General features: G+C 62.5%; 20 protein-coding genes. 5 read left to right on the top strand and 15 right to left on the bottom strand.

Translation table 11 applies throughout. The features are described from left to right. Nucleotides 1-118: 118 nt before the first annotated feature. From AC1D06_RS10075 to nanR, 5 genes are all read right to left on the bottom strand, one after another. A complete protein-coding gene (locus AC1D06_RS10075; protein WP_477882404.1) occupies nucleotides 119-1,141 on the bottom strand; it encodes a substrate-binding domain-containing protein in 1,023 nt (340 codons plus the stop codon). A gap of 78 nt (nucleotides 1,142-1,219) precedes the next feature. Then, nucleotides 1,220-2,119 carry a sugar phosphate isomerase/epimerase family protein gene (locus AC1D06_RS10070; RefSeq protein ID WP_477986099.1) on the bottom strand — a complete coding sequence of 300 codons (900 nt, stop codon included), beginning with the start codon at nucleotides 2,117-2,119 and terminating at the stop codon, nucleotides 1,220-1,222. Beyond that, a complete protein-coding gene (locus tag AC1D06_RS10065; protein WP_477986098.1) occupies nucleotides 2,103-2,948 on the bottom strand; it encodes a phosphogluconate dehydrogenase C-terminal domain-containing protein in 846 nt (281 codons plus the stop codon). Before AC1D06_RS10065 ends, AC1D06_RS10070 begins: the two co-directional genes overlap by 17 nt. A gap of 52 nt (nucleotides 2,949-3,000) precedes the next feature. After that, a complete protein-coding gene (locus AC1D06_RS10060) occupies nucleotides 3,001-4,293 on the bottom strand; it encodes a ribulose-bisphosphate carboxylase large subunit family protein (RefSeq protein ID WP_477986097.1) in 1,293 nt (430 codons plus the stop codon). Nucleotides 4,294-4,342: 49 nt separating this feature from the next. Further along, complete coding sequence (nanR, locus tag AC1D06_RS10055) at nucleotides 4,343-5,083, bottom strand: transcriptional regulator NanR (protein WP_477986096.1); 741 nt, start codon at nucleotides 5,081-5,083, stop codon at nucleotides 4,343-4,345. Nucleotides 5,084-5,365: 282 nt separating this feature from the next. Here nanR and AC1D06_RS10050 point away from each other — a divergent pair, with 282 nt between their 5' ends. Beyond that, nucleotides 5,366-5,800, top strand: coding sequence for a hypothetical protein (locus tag AC1D06_RS10050; RefSeq protein ID WP_477986175.1), 435 nt, complete (start codon nucleotides 5,366-5,368; stop codon nucleotides 5,798-5,800). Between the two features lie 247 nt (nucleotides 5,801-6,047). Here AC1D06_RS10050 and AC1D06_RS10045 read toward each other — a convergent pair whose 3' ends face one another. Continuing rightward, nucleotides 6,048-6,569: a hypothetical protein gene (locus tag AC1D06_RS10045; RefSeq protein WP_477882396.1), complete on the bottom strand. Its 522-nt coding sequence runs from the start codon at nucleotides 6,567-6,569 to the stop codon at nucleotides 6,048-6,050. 80 nt (nucleotides 6,570-6,649) lie between these two features. On the opposite strand from AC1D06_RS10045, the gene AC1D06_RS10040 reads away from it, so the two are divergent. After that, the gene (locus AC1D06_RS10040; protein ID WP_477882394.1) at nucleotides 6,650-7,558 is read left to right on the top strand and encodes a LysR family transcriptional regulator; all 909 of its coding nucleotides are present in this window, start codon (nucleotides 6,650-6,652) and stop codon (nucleotides 7,556-7,558) included. A 54-nt stretch (nucleotides 7,559-7,612) separates the two neighbouring features. Here the strand turns inward: AC1D06_RS10040 and AC1D06_RS10035 are convergent, their stop codons facing one another. Further along, a complete protein-coding gene (locus AC1D06_RS10035) occupies nucleotides 7,613-9,334 on the bottom strand; it encodes a BTAD domain-containing putative transcriptional regulator (protein ID WP_477986095.1) in 1,722 nt (573 codons plus the stop codon). Nucleotides 9,335-9,688: 354 nt separating this feature from the next. Here AC1D06_RS10035 and AC1D06_RS10030 point away from each other — a divergent pair, with 354 nt between their 5' ends. The 3 genes from AC1D06_RS10030 (at nucleotide 9,689) to AC1D06_RS10020 (ending at nucleotide 14,208) form a co-directional block, all read left to right on the top strand. After that, nucleotides 9,689-10,354, top strand: a complete 666-nt coding sequence (locus tag AC1D06_RS10030; RefSeq protein ID WP_477986094.1) for a peroxiredoxin — start codon at nucleotides 9,689-9,691, stop codon at nucleotides 10,352-10,354. Between the two features lie 81 nt (nucleotides 10,355-10,435). Continuing rightward, nucleotides 10,436-11,578: an NAD(P)/FAD-dependent oxidoreductase gene (locus AC1D06_RS10025; protein WP_477986093.1), complete on the top strand. Its 1,143-nt coding sequence runs from the start codon at nucleotides 10,436-10,438 to the stop codon at nucleotides 11,576-11,578. Nucleotides 11,579-11,781: 203 nt separating this feature from the next. Continuing rightward, nucleotides 11,782-14,208, top strand: coding sequence for a hypothetical protein (locus AC1D06_RS10020; RefSeq protein ID WP_477986092.1), 2,427 nt, complete (start codon nucleotides 11,782-11,784; stop codon nucleotides 14,206-14,208). Nucleotides 14,209-14,260: 52 nt separating this feature from the next. Here the strand turns inward: AC1D06_RS10020 and AC1D06_RS10015 are convergent, their stop codons facing one another. The 8 genes from AC1D06_RS10015 to bglB all read right to left on the bottom strand — a co-directional run bounded on the left by AC1D06_RS10015 (nucleotide 14,261) and on the right by bglB (nucleotide 24,080). Further along, nucleotides 14,261-15,043 carry an SDR family oxidoreductase gene (locus tag AC1D06_RS10015; protein ID WP_477986091.1) on the bottom strand — a complete coding sequence of 261 codons (783 nt, stop codon included), beginning with the start codon at nucleotides 15,041-15,043 and terminating at the stop codon, nucleotides 14,261-14,263. Between the two features lie 18 nt (nucleotides 15,044-15,061). After that, nucleotides 15,062-16,150, bottom strand: a complete 1,089-nt coding sequence (locus AC1D06_RS10010; RefSeq protein ID WP_477986090.1) for an ABC transporter ATP-binding protein — start codon at nucleotides 16,148-16,150, stop codon at nucleotides 15,062-15,064. 10 nt (nucleotides 16,151-16,160) lie between these two features. Then, entirely contained in the window at nucleotides 16,161-17,213 is a 1,053-nt protein-coding gene (locus tag AC1D06_RS10005) for a carbohydrate ABC transporter permease (RefSeq protein ID WP_477882384.1), read from the bottom strand. Further along, nucleotides 17,213-18,196, bottom strand: coding sequence for a carbohydrate ABC transporter permease (locus tag AC1D06_RS10000; protein ID WP_477882459.1), 984 nt, complete (start codon nucleotides 18,194-18,196; stop codon nucleotides 17,213-17,215). The genes AC1D06_RS10005 and AC1D06_RS10000 overlap by 1 nt, the downstream gene beginning before the upstream one ends. Before the next feature lie 103 nt (nucleotides 18,197-18,299). After that, complete coding sequence (locus AC1D06_RS09995) at nucleotides 18,300-19,565, bottom strand: ABC transporter substrate-binding protein (RefSeq protein ID WP_477882382.1); 1,266 nt, start codon at nucleotides 19,563-19,565, stop codon at nucleotides 18,300-18,302. 69 nt (nucleotides 19,566-19,634) lie between these two features. Continuing rightward, entirely contained in the window at nucleotides 19,635-22,139 is a 2,505-nt protein-coding gene (locus tag AC1D06_RS09990) for a hypothetical protein (RefSeq protein ID WP_477986180.1), read from the bottom strand. An 8-nt stretch (nucleotides 22,140-22,147) separates the two neighbouring features. After that, nucleotides 22,148-22,978 (bottom strand): 5-dehydro-4-deoxy-D-glucuronate isomerase, encoded by an 831-nt coding sequence (kduI, locus tag AC1D06_RS09985; RefSeq protein ID WP_477986089.1) that lies wholly within the window; start codon nucleotides 22,976-22,978, stop codon nucleotides 22,148-22,150. A 1-nt stretch (nucleotide 22,979) separates the two neighbouring features. Then, complete coding sequence (bglB, locus tag AC1D06_RS09980) at nucleotides 22,980-24,080, bottom strand: beta-galactosidase BglB (protein ID WP_477986088.1); 1,101 nt, start codon at nucleotides 24,078-24,080, stop codon at nucleotides 22,980-22,982. Nucleotides 24,081-24,211 lie beyond the last annotated feature (131 nt).

Raw genomic sequence — 24,211 nt, 5'->3', positions numbered from 1 at the left:
GGCGACCAGCTAAAGCGCATTTGCGCTTTAGCTTTCTGGTTTTGCGCATGTCTTTATCCCGAAACTGGTGACCACTTTCGGGAGACATGCGCGAGCACCGGCCGCCTCGGGAGAATGATCACTTGGTAAGCAGGTTCTGCTTCACCCAATCCGGCGAATAGCTAGGGCTGATGATCTGGCCGCCCGGCAGCTTCGCGTAGTCGGCGAGGTTGGAGGAATCAACCGTCGCGACCGGCATGATCATCATCTTCGGCGCCTTGCCACCGTCGAGCAGCGCAAGACCGAGCCAGAAGGCCGCGCCGCCAATGCCCGGCGTCGTGTTCATCGACACGGTCTGGTAGCCGTTCTTCTTGTTCTCCTCGGCCCACCACTTGACGAAATCGGTGCCGCCGCCGCCTTCGATAACAGGCATATGGCCGTTATATTCGCCACCGTATTGCTGGAAGGCCTGGGCAATGCCGACATCGTCCGAGCCGCCCTGGCCGAGAACGGCATCGACATGCGGCAGCGACGGTAGCACATTGGTGATCGCGGCTTGCGCCACGGAAGCCGTCGCCTGGCCATAGACCGTGGCCACGACCTTTATGTTCGGGTATTTCGCCAGCGTCGATTTCTGCGCGTTGTACATGTCGTTGTCCGGCGCCGAGCCCTTGACGCCGCGCACCTGGATCACATTGCCCTTGCCGCCGAGCATCTTGAACACGGCTTCGGCCTGCTCAGCCTTATAGCCCTTGAAATCGAAATTAAGCTGGTAATTGCACGGGGCCGATGCCACCGAGTCGAACGAAATGACGATAATGCCGGCCTTGCAGGCCTTGCCGATCACGCCATTGACGGCGGTTTCGGAGGCGGCGTCGACCAGAAGAACGTCGACGCCCTTGAGGATCAGTTCGCCCAACTGGCTGTTCTGCTGCGCCACCGAACCGTCACCGTTCATGATGATATAGTCGGCGATCTTGCCATCGGTCTTGGCCTGCTTGGCCGCCGCCTCGAAGGCTTCGACCATCTGATGGCGCCAGGTATTGCCGTAATAGGCGTTCGACAGCGCGATGACCGGCTTGTCCTTCGATGCCGCCGCGGGCAGCGCCATCGACAGGCAGAGAGCCGCTCCAGCAAGCGACGCCATGAGTAGTTTCTTCATTTGTTTCTCCTCCGTTTGGGGTTTGGCGACCATCCTCCATGGTCACCATCTCATTAACACATCATACCAGTACACCAATCACGTAAGCGTCTTGTCGTCAATGGATAAATTTCGACGGGGGCCATTGGCCCGATCGTTGATGAAATCCAGTGATTGCGCCAAAGCGGCACGAAGCGCGCCAAGCGGTTTTGGCTCAACCGCCCGGCGCGGATCGCCACGGCCAGGACGTTTGAGCCGGAGCGGCAGCTCGAGGCTGAGCGGCATCCTCTCCGGAATGGCAGCGAGATAGGAGGCAAGGTCGACGTCGCCCAAGCCGATGGCGCAGAACCACCAGCCCTCCGGCGTGGCCTCCACGTCCTTGAAATGAACATGCCCGATGGCATCGGACGCGCGACGGTAGTCATCGGCAGGCTGCAGCGCTTCACGGCTATAGGTGAAGACATTGGCAGCGTCGTGATTGAGCCGCACATACGGCGAGCCGATCGCATCGACCAGCGCCCTGCCCTCCGCCGCATTGCCGATCAGGTCGCCGGACCCGTGGCCCGGATTTTCCAGCGCCAGCATGCCGCCCCAGGCTTCGAGCCTGGGCAGTTGCGACCGGATGACATCGATAATCCTGTCGCACCCCTGAGCCGGTCCGGCATTGGTGATCAGCACTTGCGCGCCGATATCTGTGGCAAATCCGATCCGCCGGTCGAGCATGACCATGGCGTCGGCGCAAGACAGGTCCATGTGGGCAGAGACGGCATGCACTTTGAGCCCCGCCGCCTCGATCATCGTGCGGAGCTGCCGGGCGGGCCGGGAGGAAAACGCGGTCTCGTCGAAATCGACATAGCCTTTGATAAAGGCCGGCTCGACATAGCGTGCGCCGCAGCCGGCGATCTCGGCGATCGCCGCTTCCATCGGATAGCCATCGAAGAGCACGGTCGAAATCGAGATGATCCGACCGCCTCCCTCGCTCTCAGGTGCCTTTGCCATAGACGATCAGTTCCGAGGCTTCCTTGACCTTGGCGGGCGACAGCGCCTCGCGCCAATCCTCCCGCACCACGACGCCCTTGGCGAAGCGCATCAGCCTGAGCGCCGCATCCGACGGCACTTTCGGCGAGAAGCCGAACCACATGGCGATCTCGACATTGAGGTGGCCGATGAGGAAATCCAGCGCCGCCTTGCGCGGAATGCCGTATTTCTTCTCACATTCCTCCACCGCCTCGACCATGGTGTCGACGAAGGGCATGGCGACCATTTCCGACAGGCCCGGTTCGAGGATTGCGAGCTGTTCGACCGTGACGCGATGGCAATCGATGATCGGCGACCACATGGCGCGGCAGATTTCCTCACCCAGCGTATAGTGCTCCTCCGGCCCCTGCATCAGCGCGCAGACGATCGATTGCCTGGCAATGCCGCCATGATAATCGCGCCGCGCCGCCCATTCCGTCTCATCGCCAAAGAGCGGCGGATGGCAGGGATGGCCGACGAAATAGGTGAGGTCCGGCCGGTCCCTGGGCAGGTCCTCGGCATAGGGCGCAGCGGCATCGAGAATGACCAGCATGCTGCCCGAGGCGACCTTGGGCGAAATCTGCCGCGCCAACTGGCCGATCAGATTGTCGGGCAGCGCCATCACCACCACCTTGGCCCCCGGCACGCCGTCATCCATGCCGACCGCCGTGATGCCGGCCTCGGCAAGCTTCTGCCGGCCGGCATCGCCGATCTCGACCGCGCGGACATCGTAGCCCGCATCGACAAGTTTCCTGGTCACCCGAAAGCCCATTTTTCCGCCGGCACCGAGCACGGCGACTGACATTGCCATAGTGATACTCCCTTTCTCCTCCGCGCCTTCGGGCGCACTCAGATGATCTGGCTCAACTCGCGAAGGAGGCGAGCGCAGACGCCAATTCCGGATGCGATTTCGCATAGTCTGCTGCCGGAATTCCGGCCGCTGCCGCGTCCCAGGCCTGACGCAGGCTGCGCACCCCGGCTTCGACGCCGTCCGGATGCGCCATGATGCCGCCGCCGCAGCAATAGATCAGGTCGTCACTGCCGAGCCGCGCATAAGTCTCCGCCGCCTGCACCGCCGACTGGCCGGACGAAAACACCGGCATGACGATATCCGGCCGCCCTGGCCGTTCGAACATCGGCGTCAGGCAGGCGCGCGCCGAGGCGATGACGGAATCGTCAGGCTCGCAGAATTTGTTGGAGAGACCGTTGACATGCAGGTGATCGACGCCGGCGAGCCGCCAGAATTTCTGGTAGGCGATATAGCTCATGCCGATATCCGGCGAGCGGCTGAACATGCCCCACCCGGCCCGGTGGCCATGGATGGCGACGCCGGAATGGCGACGGATTTCGATCACGCCGGAGAGGCCGACGGAATTGAGTACCAGCATGGCGCAGGTGCCCCTGCGCTTCTCGATCAGGTCGAGCTGCCGCAGCATGGCGTCGATATCGCCGGAAATATTGGCCGCATACATGACCTTGCGGCCAGTGCGATCGGCATGCCGGTCGATGACCTGCATTATCGCCTCGAACCGCTCAGCGAAAGGCGAATGCGGCGGGTCGCCCATCAACTCGTCATCCTTGATAAAATCGAGCCCGGCGGCGATCAGCCTATCGCAGAGTTCCRCCGTCTGTTCGATCGTCAGTCCGACGCTCGGCTTGATGATCGTGCCGATCACCGGCCCCTTGGCGACGCCTGTCAGCCGCCTGGTTCCCTCGACCGCGAATGCCGGACCGGGATAGGCATCGGCAAAATCATCCGGCAGTGTCAGATCGGTGAGCTTCATTGCCGAGAAATGATGCAGTTCGAACAGGTTGCCGAGCACCGTCGACCAGACGGACGACAGCACCGTGCCGGTGTTCTCGATATTCCAGGAAAGATGCACCTTGGCCCGACGCGGCGGTGCCGAAGGATGGAATCTTGGCGGACGCGACAGCGGCAGGGCTTCACCGGTCACCTCGCCAAGATCCTCGATCCCTTCGACGCGGGCGCCGAAACGGGCAATGAGCTCCGGCGTCTCCTGCGCCAGGGGCCTGAACGTTCCGCTCGACTGTTCTCCGGCCATGGCGGAGGCAGCCGCTTCGAGGGGGTAGCGCGTCTCGATCAGATAGGTCGCATAGAACCGGCTGGGCATGACGTCACCAYTATGCTCACTCACTCCGAGCCTGCGATTAGCATCAAAATCCAATCATGTCATCATATGAGTTCTACGATCCGTCGTCATCATCCATTTCCGTCGCCATGGGCTTTGCGGCATATTTGGTGTAGAGTTCGCTGGACCGGCCGATATGATCTTCCATCGCCTTGGCCGCCGCCTCCGGATCGCCGGCGGCGATCATCTTGTAGATGCGCTCATGCTCCTCGATGGTCAGCCGCTCCGCGCCCTTGACCGACACCAGCTCGCGCTTGAAGCGTGACAGCCAGTCGAGCATGCCCTTCGACACCGCCGCAATCATGGAATTGCCGCTCATCTCGGCGATGACGACATGAAAATTCATGTCGGCCGCGACGAAACGAGAATTGTCGCCGCGAGCCTCCTTGAGTTGCTTAAGCGCCTCGGCCAGGCGGTCGAGATCGCGCGCACTCGCCCGCCGGGTCGCCATCCTGGCCAACCCGACCTCCAACAAGAGCCTGATTTCTTTTAATTCTTCGAGACCACGTGGATTGGTCGACAGCATCATGATCATCGCCGACGAGATTTGCGCGACAATCACCTCGGCCGTCGGATTGATCACCCGGGCACGTTCGCCATGCGAAATCCGGATCAGCCCCATCTGCTGCAGCGCCTGCATCGCCTCGCGGATCGCCGGACGGCCGACGCCGATCATTGCCATCAATTCTTTCTCGGACGGCAATTGCGAGCCAGGCGGAAATTCCGACGTCGAGATCGCCGACATGATCCGGTCGAGCACTTCGACATAAAGCTTCTTCTTTTGCACCGGCTCCATCGGAGTCCTCTTCATCATCAGGTCGACGCCAAGTTTCAGGATTCACGCCGCCGGAACAAAAACAAGGCCGGATATGAAAATATCTCCCACGCGCGAACACTACTCATATGATGACATGCCGTCTATATTTTCCACACGATGGCGTCGATCGTTGGTCAAAGCCCATTGGGCATTCGCATGACGATGAGAAAATCGCTGCCCTTGATGGGAACCAGCAAGGCATCGCCTCTGTTAGATCCCTGCCGGCAAGAACGGCGGTCAGCGCACTCCAAGGAGGCGGAAATGAAACACCAAACACTCGAACAGTTGCGAGAACTGGGCGCAGTTGAGCAAACCTGGCAGCCTGCTGCAATGTCCCGGCGCGAGCGCCTGGAACGCTGGGCGGAGCTTCTCGAAAAGACACCCGATCAACATTTCGAAACCCTTCATGAAACGGAACATCAATCGCGCGAGACAAGAGCGATGATGCGCTGCGACACGTCACCGATTTCGGTCGCTTTCAGCGACCCGATCCTGCGTGCAGCCGGTCTGCAAAATGACACCTTTGGCGAGGCGAAACGGTTCTTTGAGCTGAGCGACGGGCAATTGCACGACGTGACCTGCTACTGCCGTTTCGGAACGACGGTGCGTGGCGCCGATGCCGCCCGCTGCATTCGCGCCATGCTGAGGCCGGTGATGGGCTTCCTGACGCGATTGGGCGCTGTGTTCGGCCTTTGAGATTCACCTGTGTCGGCGCTGTTCGATCCTCGAACACGTCGGCCGGCGCGGATGGTTTGTCGCGCGCCAGACACTCTTTTTCATGGTAACCGACGATCTCCGAGATCGCGTCGGCTGCTGGGAACCGCCTGTGCGCCACATTGCACAATCCCTGTTCGCAGGATCTGTCGTGACTGTCGCCGGTTCGCGCCCATACACTGCAGCGATCCGATCACAATGAAGGGGCGAACGCTCAGGGATATCTCTCTCAAAGCATGTTCCGGACGGGCGGCGACATCGCCGCACTGGTCCGGGGACGCGCCAGCCAGTAGAGCGCCAGCCCGTGGGTGATCATCAGCAAGGGCACATAGAGGATCGGGATCACATAGGCGGCGCCCAGCGCGCCAGCGTGATCCGGCAGTCCACCGAGAACGGCGTGCCAGTAGTCGATGATGAGATCACCGACGCCAACCAAATTGAAGGCGACGACGAAGCCCCAGAAGAGCGGAGCAATCCGCACCGTCAGCAGCGCCAGAATGGCCAGCACGCCGGTGGCGAAATCGCCATAGGCGGCGGCTGGCGCGAAACCGGCAGGCAGATCCGGGCCAACGACCCCGGGCACGAGGAAGACCAGGCCGAAGAAGCGGAAGCTGTGCAACGTGGCGATCACCCGATGCGCCTGCAGGCGGTCCATCGATTTGAGCCTGGGCAGCAGATAGGTCCCGAAGCAAAGCAGCCACACGACATAGCCAAGAATGAGTTGGATGAGAAAAAGCAATCCTATCGGCATTTCAGCCTCCTGATCAGGTTTCAGGAGATGATCTAAGGCCGCTACCATTCCCCGACAATCCGACATAATGTTCACAGGCTATGAAGCCTATCTACACAATCCGACAGAGCCCACTCGAAGGTGTCGAGAGCTTTCTCGCTGTCGCCCGGCACGGCAATTTTCGCCGGGCCGCGGCAGAGCTGGGCGTGACACCGTCGGCGGTCAGCCAGGCCATTCGTGCCCTGGAAGCGCGGCTCGGCGTGGCGCTGTTCACTCGCACGACACGCAGCGTCGGCCTGACAGAGGCCGGCCAGCGCTTCTTCGATCGCGCATCACCGGCTTTCGCGGAACTCCTTGCTGCTGCCGAATTCGCCCGCGATCTCGGTCAGCGGCCTGCCGGGCTCTTACGTCTCTCCGTGCCCCGCGGCGTCGTGCCGCTGATCCTCGAACCGGTGATCGGCTCATTCGCCGAGGCCTATCCGGACATCGAACTGGAAATCGCCGCGAGCGAGGAAATGGTCGATCTCGCCACTGGCGGCTTCGATGCCGGCATCCGCTTCGGCCAGTTCATCGCGCCCGACATGGTGGCGGTGCGGCTGACGCAGCCCTTCCCATTCATGGTCGTCGCCAGCCCGGACTATCTCGCCCACCATGGCCGTCCGGAGAACGTGGCAGACCTGCGCCAGCATGCCTGCCTGCGCATACGCCGTTCGAATGGCGCCATCGGCCATTGGTCCTTCGTCGACGGCAACGAACGGATCGAGGCAGCGGTCTTCGGCCCGTTGATCGCGCACGACTATCCGACACTGCTCGGGGCGGCGGTGAAGGGTATAGGCCTGGCGCAGGTGCCGGGGCCGCTCGTGCGCGCGCCGATCGCCGAGGCAAAGCTGGAGTCGGTGCTTGACGACCTCGCCGTCATGACCCCCGGCGTCTTCCTCTACTATCCCAGCAAGCGCCAGATGCTGCCCAAGCTGCGCGCCTTCATCGACCATATCAAATCGACCGCCTGAATGGTGGCGTGAGATGAAGAGCCAGCCGACGGGCTCGCTGCGCGCTGGTCATGCTCAGGCGGATTTGGCCGCCGGCATCACGCTCGCCATCCGGTTCAGGCATCGCGCCTGGTCGAGCGGCCGGCCGAGCTCCTCATAGCGGGCAGCGGCCTCGGCGAAGGCGGCCATGGCGCGGACGCTGTTTTTCTGCGCCTGGCGCTGGACGCCGCGCGCTTCCCAGAGCGCCGCGGCCCAGGGGCCGCCCTGCCACATGCCGGCAATGCGTTCGGCGTCGTTGAGGCGCCGGTCGACCTGTTGCAGCTCGCCGGCCTCGGCAAGCGCTATGGCCGACGCGGTCCGGAAGCCCATCGAACAGGGCTGGCAGGAGCCGGGCGTGAGCAGGCGGTCGCCTTCGCGGATGGCCTCCGCGGTCTTTTCCCGGGACGTAGCAGAGCGCACTTCCAATGCCTGCATGCGCATCACCAGGTGTGGCGACAGCCATGACTGATCGGCATCGGCCAGCCCCCGGCGGATGAGGCGGCTGGCGCGCCATTTCTGGCCGCGCTGCAGCGCCACTTCGGCCAGACGCTCCAGCGCCAGCACCCGGCCCGATATGGCATTGGCTTCCAGCAGCAGCTTTTCCGCTTCGGTCAGCAGCTTTTCCGCCTCATCCAGTTCGCCCGCAAAAATGGCGACCTCGCCCAGGATCAGGCAGGCCAGGCCGCGGCCGGCGCCGGATTCGGCATTGTCGGCGACGTCGAGAAGTTCGTGGGCCAGTTCGGCCGCTTCAGCGGGACCGCTGGCGCTGCAGAGGCAGAATTCGGCAAGGCAAAGATGCCCGTCGAACACCGCCGGAACGAAGCTCGGCTTCGTGCGTATCCAGTCGATGATCTCGTTGCGGAAGAGGTCGCGCCAGCGATCCTGCATCTTGGCGGTGATGCCGAGCACGGCGCTGGCCTCGCCGACTTCGCGCGCCAGACCGGCGCCAAGCGCCTGATCGCGGGTCTCCCGGGCGATTTCGCTGGCCTTGTCGAACTCCCCGCTCTGCAGGTGCACGAGGCCCCAGGCGAGCGAGGCGCGGATGCGTTCGGAGGCCGAAGCCGGCTCGACACCGGAAAGCGCCAATGCGCGTTCATAGATACCGATGGCGGCCGGGCTTGGCCCGACGCCGAGCTCGATGCGCAGCCGTTCGCGCAACTGGTCGAACAGGCGGATGGCCTCGTTGCGGTTGCCGGCATCGAGCGCCGCCTGCATGAGGGCGCATTGCGCCTCCTCATCGGTCGGATCGAGCGCGATCAACTGCGACCACAGCCGTCCGGTGCGCAGCACCTTGACGTAGAGCTGCTGCAACCGCTCGCGCGGCGCGTCAAGCCATTCGACATAGCGATCATCGGGCAGCAGCGGCCCGCGATAGAGGTCGGCCGCCTCAGCGCATTGGCGTGCGTCACCGCTCAGCAGTGCAACCTTTGCCGCCGCCTCGAACCGCCCGGCATCGATCACCAGATCGATGCCGTCGGAAAGCGAGACGATTTCCTTGCTGACGCTGATCAGCTCATGGGCATCCAGCACCTTGCGAGCAAAGTGGACCGCCTTGCGAAAATTCGCGCTCGCCAGCTCGCTGTCGAGATCGGGCCAGAAGGCCTCCATCACCTGTTCGCGGTGCAATCTGTGTTGCGGCGTCACGGCGAGCAGCTTGACCAAGGCCGCGGCCCGATCGCGCCGCCAATCGGCGGCAGGGATTTCCCGATCATCGATGCGAACGACGAAACGGCCGAGCAGATCAATCGACGCCTTCACATTTTTCTCCGCCTGAAACAGTGACTTAGTCTGAACGCGGGGTCGCCCGCAGAGAAATATTTTTCGAGGAACGTGCGAGGAACATAGTTTTTCTAGTGTCCGCTCGCAATCACTTGTTACGCGAAACGGACCCAAATGCTACCGAATGCCTCCTATACTTCTGCCACCCAGATTTTCGGCACGTTGCTCTCTGGGAGGGCGGTCGGCACCAAGAATATTCCGGCTCACGCCCACAACAAGCGTTGCAACATTCGCACTACGGTCTGACTGGTGTTCAACGCCGGAGGACCGCCGAATTCCTAACCTGATTCCGCAACCCTATCCGACAACATCCAACCACGAGAGGAACTGAAAATGTCACTGAGAATCAACGATATCGCTCCTGATTTCATCGCAGAAACCACGATGGGGCCGATCTCCTTCCACGCATGGCTCGGCAGCGACTGGGGCGTGCTCTTCTCCCATCCCAAGGATTTTACGCCGGTCTGCACTACCGAGCTTGGATATATGGCGCGTATGAAGCCGGAATTCGACAAGCGCGGCGTCAAGATCATCGGTCTTTCGGTCGATCCGGTGGACAGGCATTCCGGCTGGGCGAACGACATCGCCGAGACCCAGGGCACGGCGCCGAACTTCCCGATGATCGGCGATCCGACGCTGGCCGTTTCCAAACTCTACGACATGCTGCCCGCCGCGGCCGGCGAGACTTCCGATGGCCGGTCGGCTGCGGACAACCAGACCGTCCGCAACGTCTACGTCATCGGCCCGGACAAGAAGATCAAGCTCGTCATCTCCTATCCGATGACCACCGGCCGCAATTTCGATGAGATCATGCGGGTGATCGACTCGATGCAGCTTACCGCCAAGCATCGGCTGGCGACGCCGGTCAACTGGAAGCCCGGCGACGACGTCATCATTGCCGGCTCGGTTTCCAACGAAGAGGCGAAGAAACTCTATCCGCAGGGCTGGAAGGAGCCCAAGCCCTATATCCGCATCGTGCCGCAGCCGGTGCTGACCTGATCGGTCCACTGGCGAGGGCGGCCAGTCCGCCCTCGCCGACCCCAAAACATCCTCGCCCCAATTCCTATTCAGGAGAGAACAATGACCACCATGAACAAGCCGCGTATCGTCGTGCTCGGCGCCGGATTTGGCGGCCTGGAGCTGACGACGCTTCTGTCGGAAGCGCTTGGAGACAGCATCGACGTCACCCTGATCGACAAGAGCGATCACTTCGTCTTCGGCTTTTCCAAGCTGGACGTGATGTTCGGTCACAAGGAGCCGGGAGCAGTCCGTCTTCCCTATGCGAACTATGCCAAGCCGGGCGTGAAGCTGTTGAAGCGCACCATCACCCAGATCGATCCTGTCACCCGCCGCGTCACCACCGACGATGGCGTCTTCGATGCCGACATCCTGGTCGTGGCGCTCGGCGCCGAGTATGATTTCGACGCGACGCCCGGCCTCGCCGGCACCACCGAATTCTACACGGTGCCGGGCGCGGAAAAGCTCAGGCACGTGCTGTCGGAATTCAAGAAAGGCCGGGCGCTGGTCGGCGTCTGCGGTGCGCCCTACAAATGCCCGCCGGCGCCGAATGAATGTGCGCTGATGCTGCACGACTATCTTCTCAGCCGCGGCATCCGCGACGACTGCGAAATCGACCTCGTCCTGCCGCTGCCGAGCCCGGTGCCACCGTCACCGGACACGTCACGCGCACTGATCGCGGCTTTTGCCGAACGCAATATCCGTTTCACCCCCGGCCGCCGCGTCGCATCGGTCGACAATGCCAGGAATGTTGCCGTCCTCGATGACGGCACCGAAATGCCCTTCGACCTGTTCCTCGGCGTGCCCAAGCACCGCGTGCCGCCGGTCGTGCTCGAAAGCGGCATGGCAGTGGACGGCTGGATCCCCGTCAACCCGCGGACGCTCGAAACCAAGTATGAGAATGTCTATGCCGTCGGCGACGGCGCCAATACCGGCACGCCGAAGGCAGGCGTGTTTGCCGAAGGAGCGGCGCGTGCCGTGGCGACCGCGCTGATCGCCAAGCTGGCAAACCGCGGAGAGGCTGTCCAATATAACGGCTTCGGCACATGCTACATCGAGTTCGGCGCCGGTCGTATCGGCAAGGTCGAGGTCGACTTCTTCTCCGGCCCCAGCCCGACCGGCACTTATTATGAGCCGTCGGTCGATCTGAGGAAGGACAAGGAATTCTTCGGCTCCAGCCGCCGCGCCCGCTGGTTCGGGCTCTGAGTGGCAGGTTTCGCCTGGGTCGGCGTTGCAGGTCGGCCAATTCCATAATAGACGGGCTTGGCCATGGCAGTCCTGCCCGGAATTTTCGGCAAGGTGCGGCCAGTTCATCGGTCCGACGTCACAAGCCCGGCTGGCGCCACACGCGCCAGCCATTCTAATTCATCTCCCCTTTTCTCATCCCTTCTGATCAGGATTTCAAAATCATGACCACCATTTCCGTGGACACGAGCGCCACAGGAACATTTGCCGGCACCGACGGCGTGGACGAGGTCGACGCCAGCGACGGTCTGGGAACCGCCACCTATGCCGGCTTCGAAAAGCTGAGCTTCGGCTGGTCCGGCGATTTCAGCGCCAGCATTGCACAACTGAACTCGTTCTCCTCGATCGAATTGCACGATCCGTCCTTCAGCAACAAGATCGTGCTGACGGGCGACGGCGGTGTGCTGGATTTTTCGGCGCGCCTGTCGTCGGCGGTGCTGCTCGATGTCGACGGCTCCGCCCTGACATCCGCCTCCACGATCACCGGAACCAGCCAGGCCGATCATTTCAGCGGCTTTCACATCGGTGACGCCATCTCCGGCGGCATGGGCGACGACACCTTGGAGATAAAGAATGGCACCGTGGGCAGCGGTACGTTCGACGGTGGCGACGGCCACGACACCGTCACCGGCGACCTGGTCTCGCTCGGCGGGCTGGTGACCACGAATGTGGAAGCGCTCAGCGCCAATTCTCTCGCTGCAACCGTCGCCCAGATCAAGTCCTTCGCGACCGTGACCGTCGTCGACAAGCTCTACCTGGTCGGTGATGGCGGCACGCTGGACCTCTCGACGCTCGCCAGCAATCCCGCTGTCGATGCGTCCACCGCAACCTCGATGGTGACTTTGACGGCGAGCGCATCGGGCAGTTCGCTCACCGGATCGAACTTCGGCGACGTTCTGAACGGCGACGACGGCAATGACAGCCTGAAGGGCGGAAAAGGACGCGACACCCTCTACGGCAATGACGGCAACGACACGCTCCAGGGCGGCGGCGCCAACGACGTCCTCGACGGCGGCAACGGCGATGACCGCTTGATCGGCGGTTCGGGCAGTGACACACTCAGCGGCGGAGCTGGCGACGATACGATCGTATTGTCCACCAAGCTATTTGCTGCCAGCCGCGGCAGCGTCACCATCGACGGCGGCGCCGGAAGCGACCTTATCAACGGATATGATCTTGGTCACACGATCTTCAAACATGTCGAAACCCTAGCTGCAAGCGGCCACGCTGTCACGGCCAGTATTGCGCAGTTGAGCTCGCTTTCGCTCATTATCGCTGCAACGTCCTTCAATCTCATCGGCGAAGGCGGAACCTTCGACCTGGCGAAGATCAATACGGCCCCGACCACCGGGGTCGATGCCTCGATGGCGACATCGAAGGTCATCCTCTCCGGTATCGGGGCGGACGAGATGCTCACCGGTACAGCCTATGGCGATACCATCAACGGAAGAGAGGGAAGCGATACGCTTGTCGGAGGCGCAGGCGCCGACCGGCTGGACGGCGGCAGCGGCATCGACACGGTCAGCTATGCCGGTGCCGCAAAGGGCGTGGTTGTCTCGCTGACAGCGCCTGTCGACAACACCGGTGATGCCAAGGGCGATGTCTTCGTCTCGATTGAAAAATTCGTCGGATCGAGCCATGCCGATACGTTCACCGGCAAGGCGACAGCCGATGATTTCTCGGGCGGTGCCGGCAATGACAAGCTGTCAGGCGGCGGCGGCAACGACCTGCTCAATGGCGGTGCGGGCGCGGACAAGCTGATCGGCGGCACCGGCATCGACACCGCATCCTATGCCGATGCGACGGCGAGCGTTCATGCCAATCTCGCATCGCACGGCGCCAACACCGGTGACGCCGCCGGCGACACCTATTCCTCGATCGAAAACGTTACTGGAACGAACTTCGGTGATGAGCTGACCGGAAATGCCGGCGCCAATGTGCTGGACGGCGACGCCGGCGACGACCTCCTCATCGGCGGCGCAGGCGCTGACGCGCTCATCGGCGGCGACGGTTTCGATGTCGTGTCTTATGCCACGGCAAGCAAGGGTGTAACGGCCAACATGAACACGCCCTCGTCCAACACCGGCGACGCCAAGGGCGATACCTATTCCTCGATCGAACTGCTCGTCGGATCGACCCACGCCGATGTTCTCGTCGGAGACGCCGGCAACAACCTGTTCCAAGCCGGTTCCGGAAATGACGTCATCAAAGGCGGCGGCGGCGACGACCAGATCTACGGCGAAGCCGGCGCGGACGTGCTTTACGGCGGCAGCGGAGCAGATGTGTTCTGGTTTGCCCACGCTTCCGACATCGGGACGTCGAAAAATGCGTGCGATACGATCATGGACTTCAAGCAGTCGGAGAAAGATTTGATCGAACTCTCGCAGATCGATGCCGATATCCATTCCCACGGCCAGCAAGCCTTCAACTTCATCGGCACATCCGCCTTCAGCAAGACGGCCGGCGAGCTGCGTTTCCAGACGACGTCCTCGGATACTTACATTTATGGCGACACCGATAGCGACGGCAAGGCAGACTTCGTCCTGCATCTGGGCACGGTCGTGCATCTGACGTCCGCGGATTTCGGGTGATCTGGCCAGACCATCGAATGGATGTGCCGGCGGGGACGGCCGGGCTCCGCCGCTACCGCGCCAGCCACCCGCCATCGACATTGAGGATGGCCCCGGTCACATAGGCCGACGCTGGCGAAGCGAGGAACACGGCGGCGCCGGCGATGTCCGTGGCCTCGCCCCAGCGACCAGTCGGGATGCGCTCGAGAATCTGCCGCGACCGCTCGGGATCCGCCCGCAGGGCCGTCGTGTTGTCGGTGGCGATATAGCCTGGCGCAACGGCGTTGACGGTCACCCCATGCGGCGCGAGCTCATTGGCAAGCGCCTTCGTCAGGCCGGCCACCGCGTGTTTCGACGCGGTGTAGCCGGGCACGCGGATGCCGCCCTGGAAGGACAGCAGCGACGCGATCATGATGATCCGGCCGGATTTGCGCGCCTGCATCCGCCGCGCCGCCGCCTGAGACAGGAACCAGGTGGCGTCGAGATTGGTCGAAAGCACGGCGCGCCAATCCTCCTCGGCGTGAACGGCCAGATCGGCGCGGCGGATGATGCCGGCATTGTTGACAAGAATGTCGATCGCACCGAACTCGCCTTCGATCCGCTCGATCATCTCTTCGGCCGCGCGGGCATCGAGCAAGCCGAGATCCGCATGCACCTCCCTCGCCTGCCTGCCGGTGGCTTCGATGGCCACAGCCGTTTCAGCGCCCGGCCTGCTGTGGCTAGTGAAGGCAACATCCGCACCGGATGCCGCCAATGCGACTGCAATCGCCTGACCGATCCCGGCCGCGCCGCCGGTCACCAGCGCCCGCCGGCCCTCCAGCGAGAAAGCGTTTTTCCAGTCGAATGTCGCTGCCATGGCGATCGTCCTTCATTGTCAGGTTCCGGAAAGCCGAAGGCCGTCCTTGTCGAAGAGATGTAGATCGCGCGCATCGAAGGCGAAGGTCATCGTCTGACCCTTGGCAAGTGCATGCTGGCCCGCGAGCACCGCGAGGACGAGTTCACCAGTCGAAGCATGCGCATGTACGACCGTCTCCGAGCCAAGCGCCTCGACCAGATCGATTGCGACGGAGACGCCATGCTCGCCGTCCTTGGCCAGCCGGATATGCTGCGGCCGGATGCCAACAGAGACTGCCTCCCCCATGCTTGCCCGTTCGGCCCTTCGTGGCACCGTCACGACCTCCTGCCCCAGCAGCTTGACGTCCGTTCCCGCCTCCGTAACCCCGGCGATGGTTCCGGGTAAAAAATTCATGCTGGGGGCGCCGATGAAGCCGGCAACGAAACGGTTGGTCGGACGGTTATAGAGGTCCAGCGGCGAACCGACCTGCTCGACCCGACCCTTGCGCAGCACGACGATGCGGTCGGCGAGCGTCATCGCCTCGATCTGGTCGTGGGTGACGTAGATCATCGTCGTCTTCAGCCGGGCGTGCAGCGCCGAGAGCTCGGCCCGCATGGAGATGCGCAGTTCGGCGTCGAGGTTCGACAGCGGTTCATCAAGCAAAAAGGCCGTGGGATTGCGCACGATGGCGCGCCCGATCGCCACGCGCTGCCGCTGGCCGCCGGAGAGCTGGCCGGGGCGACGGGTGAGATAGTCGCCGATATCGAGCATGCGCGCGGCTTCCGTGATGCGCGCATCGATCTCGGCTTTCGGCATGCGGGAATTTTCCAGCCCGAAGGCAAGGTTCTGGCGGACGCTCATATGCGGGTAAAGCGCATAGGACTGGAACACCATGGCGAGCCCGCGATCAGAAGCCGGAACATCGTTGACCAGCTTGCCGCCGATGCGGATTTCGCCGCTCGACGGCCGGTCGAGACCGGCGATCTGGCGCAGCAGCGTCGATTTTCCGCAGCCGGACGGGCCGACGAAGACGACGAACTCTCCTTCACCGATATCGAGATCGATGCCGTGCAGCACATCGATGGCGCCGAAGGATTTGGTGACTTTTTCGAGGACGATCTGGCCCATGTCGCTTCCCTTATTTCAGCCCGGACGTAGCAATGCCGCGCGCGATGAACCGCTGCAGGAACACGAAGACGAGGATCACCGGGATCATCGTCACCACGGTCATGGCGAGGATGTAATGCCATTGCACGTTCAGCTGGCCGGAATAGACATTCAGCCCGACCTGCAATGTGTAAAGCGATGAGCGGCTGAGCACGATCAGCGGCCACAAGAAATCGTTCCACCGCCAGACGACCGAGAAGATGGCAAGCACGGCCAGCGCCGGCGCCGAGAGCGGCAGCACGATGCGCCAGTAGATCTGCCATTCCGACGCCTTGTCCATCCGCGCGGCGTCGATCAACTCGTCGGGAATGGTCAGCATATATTGCCTGAGCAGGAACACACCGGTCGGCGTCGCCACCGTGGGCAGGATCACGCCCCAGAGATTGTCGAGCAGGCCAAGCGTCGAGACCACCGAATAGAGCGGCACCATGATCACCGCGAGCGGCACCATCAAGGTGGCAACGATCAGGACGAGAATGATGTTCTGGCCGCGGAATTTATACTTGGAGAGCGCGAACGCGGCCATGGAGTTGACGACAAGCGTGATCAGCGTCGCCATGACGGTGACGAAAACCGAGTTCCAGAGATAGCGCAGGAAATCGAAATGCAGGAAGGGTTCGGTATAGTTCGAGGTCTCGAACGATATGCTCTGCACCGGCTTGCGATTCCTGATATTGACCTTGACGATCGCCTGCGGATTTTGCGGATCGACCATCTGGGAAACGATGCCGACACGGCGGACTTCCGCCAACTTGGCCTTCGAGCCATCCGGCATGGTCACGTCATATAGCTGCAGCGGCTTGTCGTAACCGGCGACCGTCACCGTCTCGGTGACATAGGGCAGCAGCGAAGGCGGGAATTCCGAGAGCGCCGCCGGCGTCTTGAACGAGGAGAGCGCCAGCCATGCCGCCGGTCCGAACATCAACAAGAGCCCGCCGATCAGCCAGATCCAGGTGAACACATCCGTCCAGTGCCAGCCTTTGCCGCCCCGGCGACGCGTCAGGAATTGCACGACTGTCGACATCAGCGCGCTCCCTTCTTCTCGTTGCGGCGCGATGCCGCCATTTGCGCCAATGTGAGCACGACCAGCACGGCACCCATCAGGATGGAGGCCGCCGCCGCGAGGCCCGGATTGCGCAGTTCCGAGGCAAAGCCGGTCTCGTAGATATATTGCACCATGTACATCGTGCTGGTGCCCGGCCCGCCATGGGTGAGCACGAAGGCTTCGTCGAAAATCTGCACCGCGCGGATCAGCGCCAGCACCAAGACGACGATGAGGTTCGGCATCAACAGCGGCAGCGTGATGCGCCAGAAGACGCGCGAACGGCTGGTGCCATCCATCTCGGCGGCCTCGTAAAGGTCTTTCGGGATCGCCTGCAGGCCGGCGAGCAGGATCAGCGTGTAGAAGCCGACATGCGCCCAGATCGACACACCGATGGAGGCAAAGAACGAGGTCGTGCGCTCTGTCAGCCAGTCATAGGGCGCCATGCCGAAGAGTTTTTGGCAGACGGCGTTGAGCACGCCCTGGCGCTCAAAAATCCAGCGCCAGATCAGCCCGGTGACCACTGGCGACAAGAGCACCGGAAAGAAGAACACGGCGCGCCAGAAGCCGCGACCGATGATCTCGCGGTTGAGGATCAGGGCCGTGATCAGCGCCGCGCTGATCATCAGCGTCACCTGGATAACCACGAACCAGGCGGTATTGCCGGCCGCGATCCAAAAGACGTCCTGCTTGCAGGAGTTGGGATCGAGGTAATTGCCGCAGGAAAATATCTCGTCATATTGCTGCAGCCCGGCAAAGCGCCGCTGGTCGAGAAAGATGGCCGAGCCGCCGGTCAGCGAATAGATGAAATTGACGACGAACGGGACAAGCACGAACACGCCGAAGATCGCCATGTTCGGCGCCAGGAAGAAGGCGGCCATGCCCGTCTGCCCTGCCTTTCGCTGGAGGAGGCTGAGCGGAATGTCGATAATAGCCATCAACCGGCCGACAACAGCCATGGCCATGGATTGCGACGCGACTGCGATGCCGTTTTCCTTCACCCGTTTAACCTCCCCTGAGGCCGGCGCACAGATCTGCCAATCCGCACGCCGGCACTGACGACACACTCTACTGCGCTGCCTTCACCTTCTCCGCGATATCGGAATCAATCCGCTTGAATGCATCATCAAGGCTCATCTCACCCGCCATCGCCTGGCCGACGCGGCTGACGAGTGCGCCGTAATAGGTGTCGGACCATGACCAGCCCGGCAGCTTCAGCGCTTCCGGCGCGGTCGTCGACGTCGCCTTGACGAAGGTGTTGAGCGCCTCCTTGGCGAATTTGTTGTCGGTCTTGAAGTCGAGCCCGCTGGCGATCACTTCCTTGTTCGACGGCAGGAACAGCGTCCGTTCGGCGAATTCCTTGGCGACCGGGGTCGAAGCGAGGTAATCCAGCACCTTGGCGACATCCTTGGGATTTTTCGTCGATTTGATCGCCACTAGGCCAGCGCCGCCGGGCATGCCGGTGCAGGCGGCCGGGCCGCAGGGGCTGCCGATCGCAACCCAGTCGAAATTCGTGCCGATCTTGGTCATGAAATTCGGGATCTGCCAGGAACCGGCATAGTAGACGGCGACCTGGCTGTTGATGAAGTCGTCAGCCGCCGGCTTGTAGGTGGTGCCGGAAGCGGACACCCAGACATCCTTGTCGTTGAGGCCGTCGGCATTCCACTTGACCAGTTGCGCGAGATATTTCTTGGCGCCATCGTCGAGCGGCGCCGGCTTGCCGTCCTTGCCGATATAGTTGGCGCCATAGGAGATCGCCGGACCGGTGATGCGATGGCCGGAACGGTCGATGGCGAAGGCGTAAGGGATCTGCTGGCTCTTGGCGACCTTGTCGGCCGCGGCCACCCAGTCTTCCCAGGTCGCCTTATCGCCCGGCAGCGCCACACCGGCCTGGTCGAACAGCGTCTTGTTGGCAAATCCGCCGGTCAGCGTGATCTGCGTCATGAAGCCGGGAATGATGTTTGTCCCGTCGGGGCGCATCCAGTCGAGCTGGTCGCCATAGTTCTTCTTCCAGAAGTCCGCGTCTTTGAGATAGGGCGTCAGGTCCAGCCAATATTGCGACAGCGATTTCAGATTGGTGACGCGGGCGATATCCGGACCATTGCCGGCGGCGAGCTGCACCGGCAATTGTTCCTTGATCGTCGAATAGGCGACCTCGTCGATGGTCACGTGGATATCGGGATTGTCCTTGTTGAAGCGGTTGATCAGGTCTTTCAACACCTCACCTTCCACGCCGTCGGAATACCACATGATGCGGACGTCGCCGGCAAAGGCCGCGGTGCTGGAAAGCAGCGCAAGCCCAAGGGCGCCCAGAATGGTTATGCTCTTCTTCATCGTCTCCTCCTTCGATGGACGGTTTATCCGTCAGTTGAACATGCTTGGTCCTCTGCCCGACCGCAGCAATCAATGCCTCCCGGAGAACAGCGTTGCCGCTCCCTCGACGCTCCATTCGCCGGGGTTGACCGTGCGGCCCTCGGCCACGATCCTGCCGTCGGCGTGACAGACCACCAGGCCATAATCGGGATCATCGACCGTCAGCGCGCCGTCGTCGCCTTCCGAGACCGCAAGGCCTGAGAACCGGGCCATGAACGCCTCGTCCGAACCATCCACGCCGCGCTCGCCCATGCGGACGATCCAGCTTGTCCTGTGCCCCGTGAGCCGCAGTTCATTGCCCGCCGTCGGCCCCGTCTCGACCAGGGTAAGCGGCCCGCTGCCCTTAAGCAGCACCATGCCCTCGCCCGACCGGGCCACGGCCACGTCGCCTGATATCGTCGATGCGTCGAACATCTGGCGCGGGAACCAAGCATGTGAAAAACCAGGCTGTTCGGCAACGCAATCGAAGGTCAGGATTGCCAGGCCGCGATAGTGATAAAGCTTCGGTAGCGTGCCCGATCCGCCCCAATAGGACGGACGGCCATAGCCGGAATGGATCGTCTCGCCCGGATGGTTGATCCAGACCTGTGCATCGGCATTGGCGCCGAGCCGCAGCTGAAGGACCGTTTCCTGGTAACCCCATTCATTCCAGCGATAATGCGCCGCCGTGCCGATGGCATAACCGGCGGTCTTGTAGTGATAGAGCCGGGCGATGCGATTTTCGCCCTGGGCGAAGACCCATTCCTGCGCGTCCGGCGATGTCCAGTCGGCAATTGCCGAAAGCTCGGCGGGGATTTCAAGCCCATGGTCGCGCAGGCAGATCGCCATTTGCGGCAGCGCGTGCACGCGGCGGCCGTAATTGCCTTTTCCCCAGAGCAGACGGGCAATGCCGGAGAGTTCCAGCGAGCCCGCCGCACGCAGCGTATGCTCGTAGGAGCGTCCCTGCGCGCCGGTCAGGATGCCGTGATGGGCGGAACGCGCAACGATCGTCACAAGCCGCAGGATCGCCTTCCGTGCCCTTTGGCGCACATCCGCATCAGGCGCCAGTGCAAAAAGCGCTGTCAACCCCTTGAGATCGATGGGGAAATAGGGCGCGGAATTGAACTCCRCCATTTCCCACGTGTCGAAATGGTCGAGCCAGACGCGCACCCGTGCGAGGCCTGTGGCCGACTGTTCGCGGCCGCTGCGGCCGGAGCGAACGAAACGCGCATCCGGATGCAGTGTGCCGGCAAGATAGGCGGCGGTGTGGAAGAGCAGTGCATGGTTTTCGGAAAAATACCATTGAACATCGTTGCCCGGCTCGTCCATCCAGTAGCGATAAGAGAGGATCGCATGATCGATCTTCTCCACCACATCCGGCGCGATATTCCGGCCATACGCGGTGCGGCACCAGAGCAGTGGCACGAGCGCGAAATCGGCGCAGTCGTGGCAGTCCTCAATGGTCGGCAAGGTCGCCGCGATCATCGCATCGGTTTTTTCGCCTGACCGGCCCGAGGCCAGGCGGGCCAGCGCCATGACATTGTCGGGCTCGCCGAATTCGGCGACTTCGTCCAGCGTCTCGCGGATGCGGGTTGCGAGGTCCGCGCCAGCGACGCCCTGACGTTCGGCATGGCAGATCTCGACACCGAAGACACGCGAGGCGGTAAATCCACCGGCGCTGAGGCTGACATGGAAATGCCGAAAGTCTGAGGGCAAGGCAGAGCTGTCGCCGAGGGAAAGCCGTGTTGCCCCGGCTGCGAGCGTCAGCGAAAGCCGCATCGGCTCTTCGCGCGACATGAAATCGCCCTCGACGATCACCGTCGCCTCGGCAGGTTCGGCAAGAGAGGCGGCTGTGACCAGCGCTGCCTCACCCGAACTGTAGACCGGCTTCTCGAAATGCATGTCGTCGAGCGCGGCCTCGATGCCTGCGGCGGTCGCGGCCGAGACGGGAACGGCAAGCGCCTGCTCCGCAGCGGGCCCCGACACATAATCCATCTGGAAGAAGTAGCGCGCGTCGCGCTCGGCAAGATCATCGAAGAAGACCAGGATTTCATTCAGCCCCGCCTTCAGCGAAACGACAAAATCCTGCTTGGCTTCGAGATTGCGGACATAGTCCGCCATGAAGCCGATTTCCACGCCATTGACGAACAGGATCGCGCCGCCGCAAGTGCCGAGTTTCAGCACGGCTTCGCCTGCGTCATCCGCGAAGACTTCGGTCCTGGCCCAGGTGCCGATCACCGTCGGGCGGAACCAGAAGCCTGAGAGATCGACCCGCGGCGAGCCGAACGGCAGCCAGAAGCGATGCGATGCGAAGCTGCCACCGATCTCAGGGCGCTTGCCACGCCGCGCCAAGCCGAAGGCGGTGCGGCACGGATATTCATGCGGAATAAAATTCTTGTGCTTGGTCAGGAAGAAGAACGGGTCCATCTCGCCCTTCATCGGCTGGTCGGGCACGTCATAGCGCGCCTCGGCCGTCACACCGAGCTGCCAATAGGTGATCGGCGCACCGGCGGGCAGCGGTCGCTTGAGATGGTCCTTGGCGGATATAGGGTTCATATGCGTGTTCATTTCAAGCTCGCCACGGGCACGGGATCGACATCGTTATAGGCCTGGTTCTCGCCGGTCATGCCCCAGACGAAGGCGTAAGGTCCGGTGCCGGCGCCCATATGGATGGACCAGGCCGGCGAAATCACCACATCGCCATTGGCGACGATCAGGTTACGGGTCTCATCGGGGCGGCCCATCAGGTGGATCACCCGGTCGGCCGCGTCGAGATCGAAATAGCAATAGGCCTCCATGCGCCGCTCATGCAGGTGTGGCGGCATGGTGTTCCAGACGCTGCCAAGCGCGAGATCGGTAATGCCCATCAGCAGCAGGCACGACGGGGCAACCTCTGGATGGATATACATCCTCAGCCGTCGCTTGTTGGAACGCTTCTCCTCGCCGAGGTCGAGCGGCTTGGACTCGTCTTTCGTGATCAGGCGATGCGGGATATCGCGACCGGCCGGAACCGAGTTCATATAGAAGCGCGCCGGTGTGGCCGGATCATCGCTTGCAAGCGTCACCTTCTCCGCGCCGCGGCCGATATAGAGCACATCGCTGTTGGCAACCGCAAAAGTCTCGCCGTCGATCGTGATCTTGCCCGCGCCACCGAGATTGGCCACGCCCATTTCACGCGCGGTGAAGAACAGCGGCGTCCCGATCTCCACGCCGTCGCCGAAGGAAAGTGGCTCTGCGGCCGGCGTGGCGGCGCCGACGATCATGCGGTCAACATGGGTGTAAGCGAATTCGATGTGGCCGGGCCGGAACAGGTCTTCGACCAGGAATTCGGCCCTCAACCGGGCGGTATCGAAACTGGAGATGTCGTGGGGCGAAACGCCGTAGATGACACGCATATCACGCAGCCTCCGCTTCGGTTTCGGTATGCTTGAGCGCTTCGGTCAGGCACAGGATGGCGAGCGCCTGGCCGTAGCCGGTCGGCTCGATCGGAATGTCCCGGTAGAATTGCAGGTCGTGACCCATGCGGGTACCGTAGGACACGTTTGCGACGGTTCCATTGTCGTCGACATTGGCAAGCACGGCGGCAAGCGCCCGCATGCCCGCCGCGTGGCAACCCGCCGGCCCGATGCCCAGCCGCGCGGCTTTCAATAGCCCATAGCCGAAACCCGCCGTCGCCGAGATTTCCTCGTAGGACTGGGGATCGTCGAGCAGCGTGTGCCATGCGCCCGACGGCGCTTGCAGCGCCAGCAGCGCCTCGATCTGCGTTTCGAGCACGCCGAGAAGGAAATTGCGCAGCGCAGCGGGAATGTTGGCGATCTCGATCAAGTCGAGGATGCCGAGCGTGATCCAGGCATTGCCGCGGCCCCAGAGCGCTTCGGCAAAATTATGCCGGCCGTCAAAGGTCCAGCCATGGAACCAGAGGCCGGATTTCGGATCGGCGAGATAGCGGGCATGCAGCAGGAATTGCCGGCAGGCCTCGTCGACCAGTTCGCGCCGACCGCTCGTCTCGCCATAGCAGGCAAGGAACAGGCCGACCATGACCAGCGTGTCGTCCCAGAGTTCGCGGTCGTTGATCTTGTCGGAAACGATATGCGGTATGCCGCCTTCCGGCGTCCGCGGCATTTCGGCAAGCACCCGGCTTGCCCAGCGGTCGAGTTCGCCCTGCCAGCGTTGATCGCGGGTTTCGCGCCAGAGAAGCGACAGTGCCAGCATCGGCGCGGTCGTATTGATGTTCAGCACTGGGAGGCCGGCGGCGAAACGACCCTCGTACCAGCGCTCGATCAGGCCCTTCAACGCGGGATCGCGGTTCAGCATCCACAGCCTGACCAGGCCGTAGAGGCCGACGCCTTGCGGCCATTCCCACGAATTGAAGCTGATATAGTCGCCTGCCGAGCCATCGAGATTGGGCTCGCTGTAGCGGCCGTCATGGCTGAGCTCGGTCATGCCCTGGACCAGCCGTTCGAGGCGCTCGCGCAGGACGCGTCCGCTAGGACTCATGAGCCGTCTCCTCCCGTGTCTCGCCACCCGGATTATTGCAGTCGGGCGTCTTGCAGGACAGGTGACACAACGAATTTTCTTGCGCAACATGAAAATTTCTTGCAGTCTCGCGCAACAATGCTTTGCAAGGG

It is taken from the genome of Rhizobium sp. P2_G2 (assembly GCF_056403555.1).
This window is presented reverse-complemented; position numbering and strand designations above follow the sequence as displayed.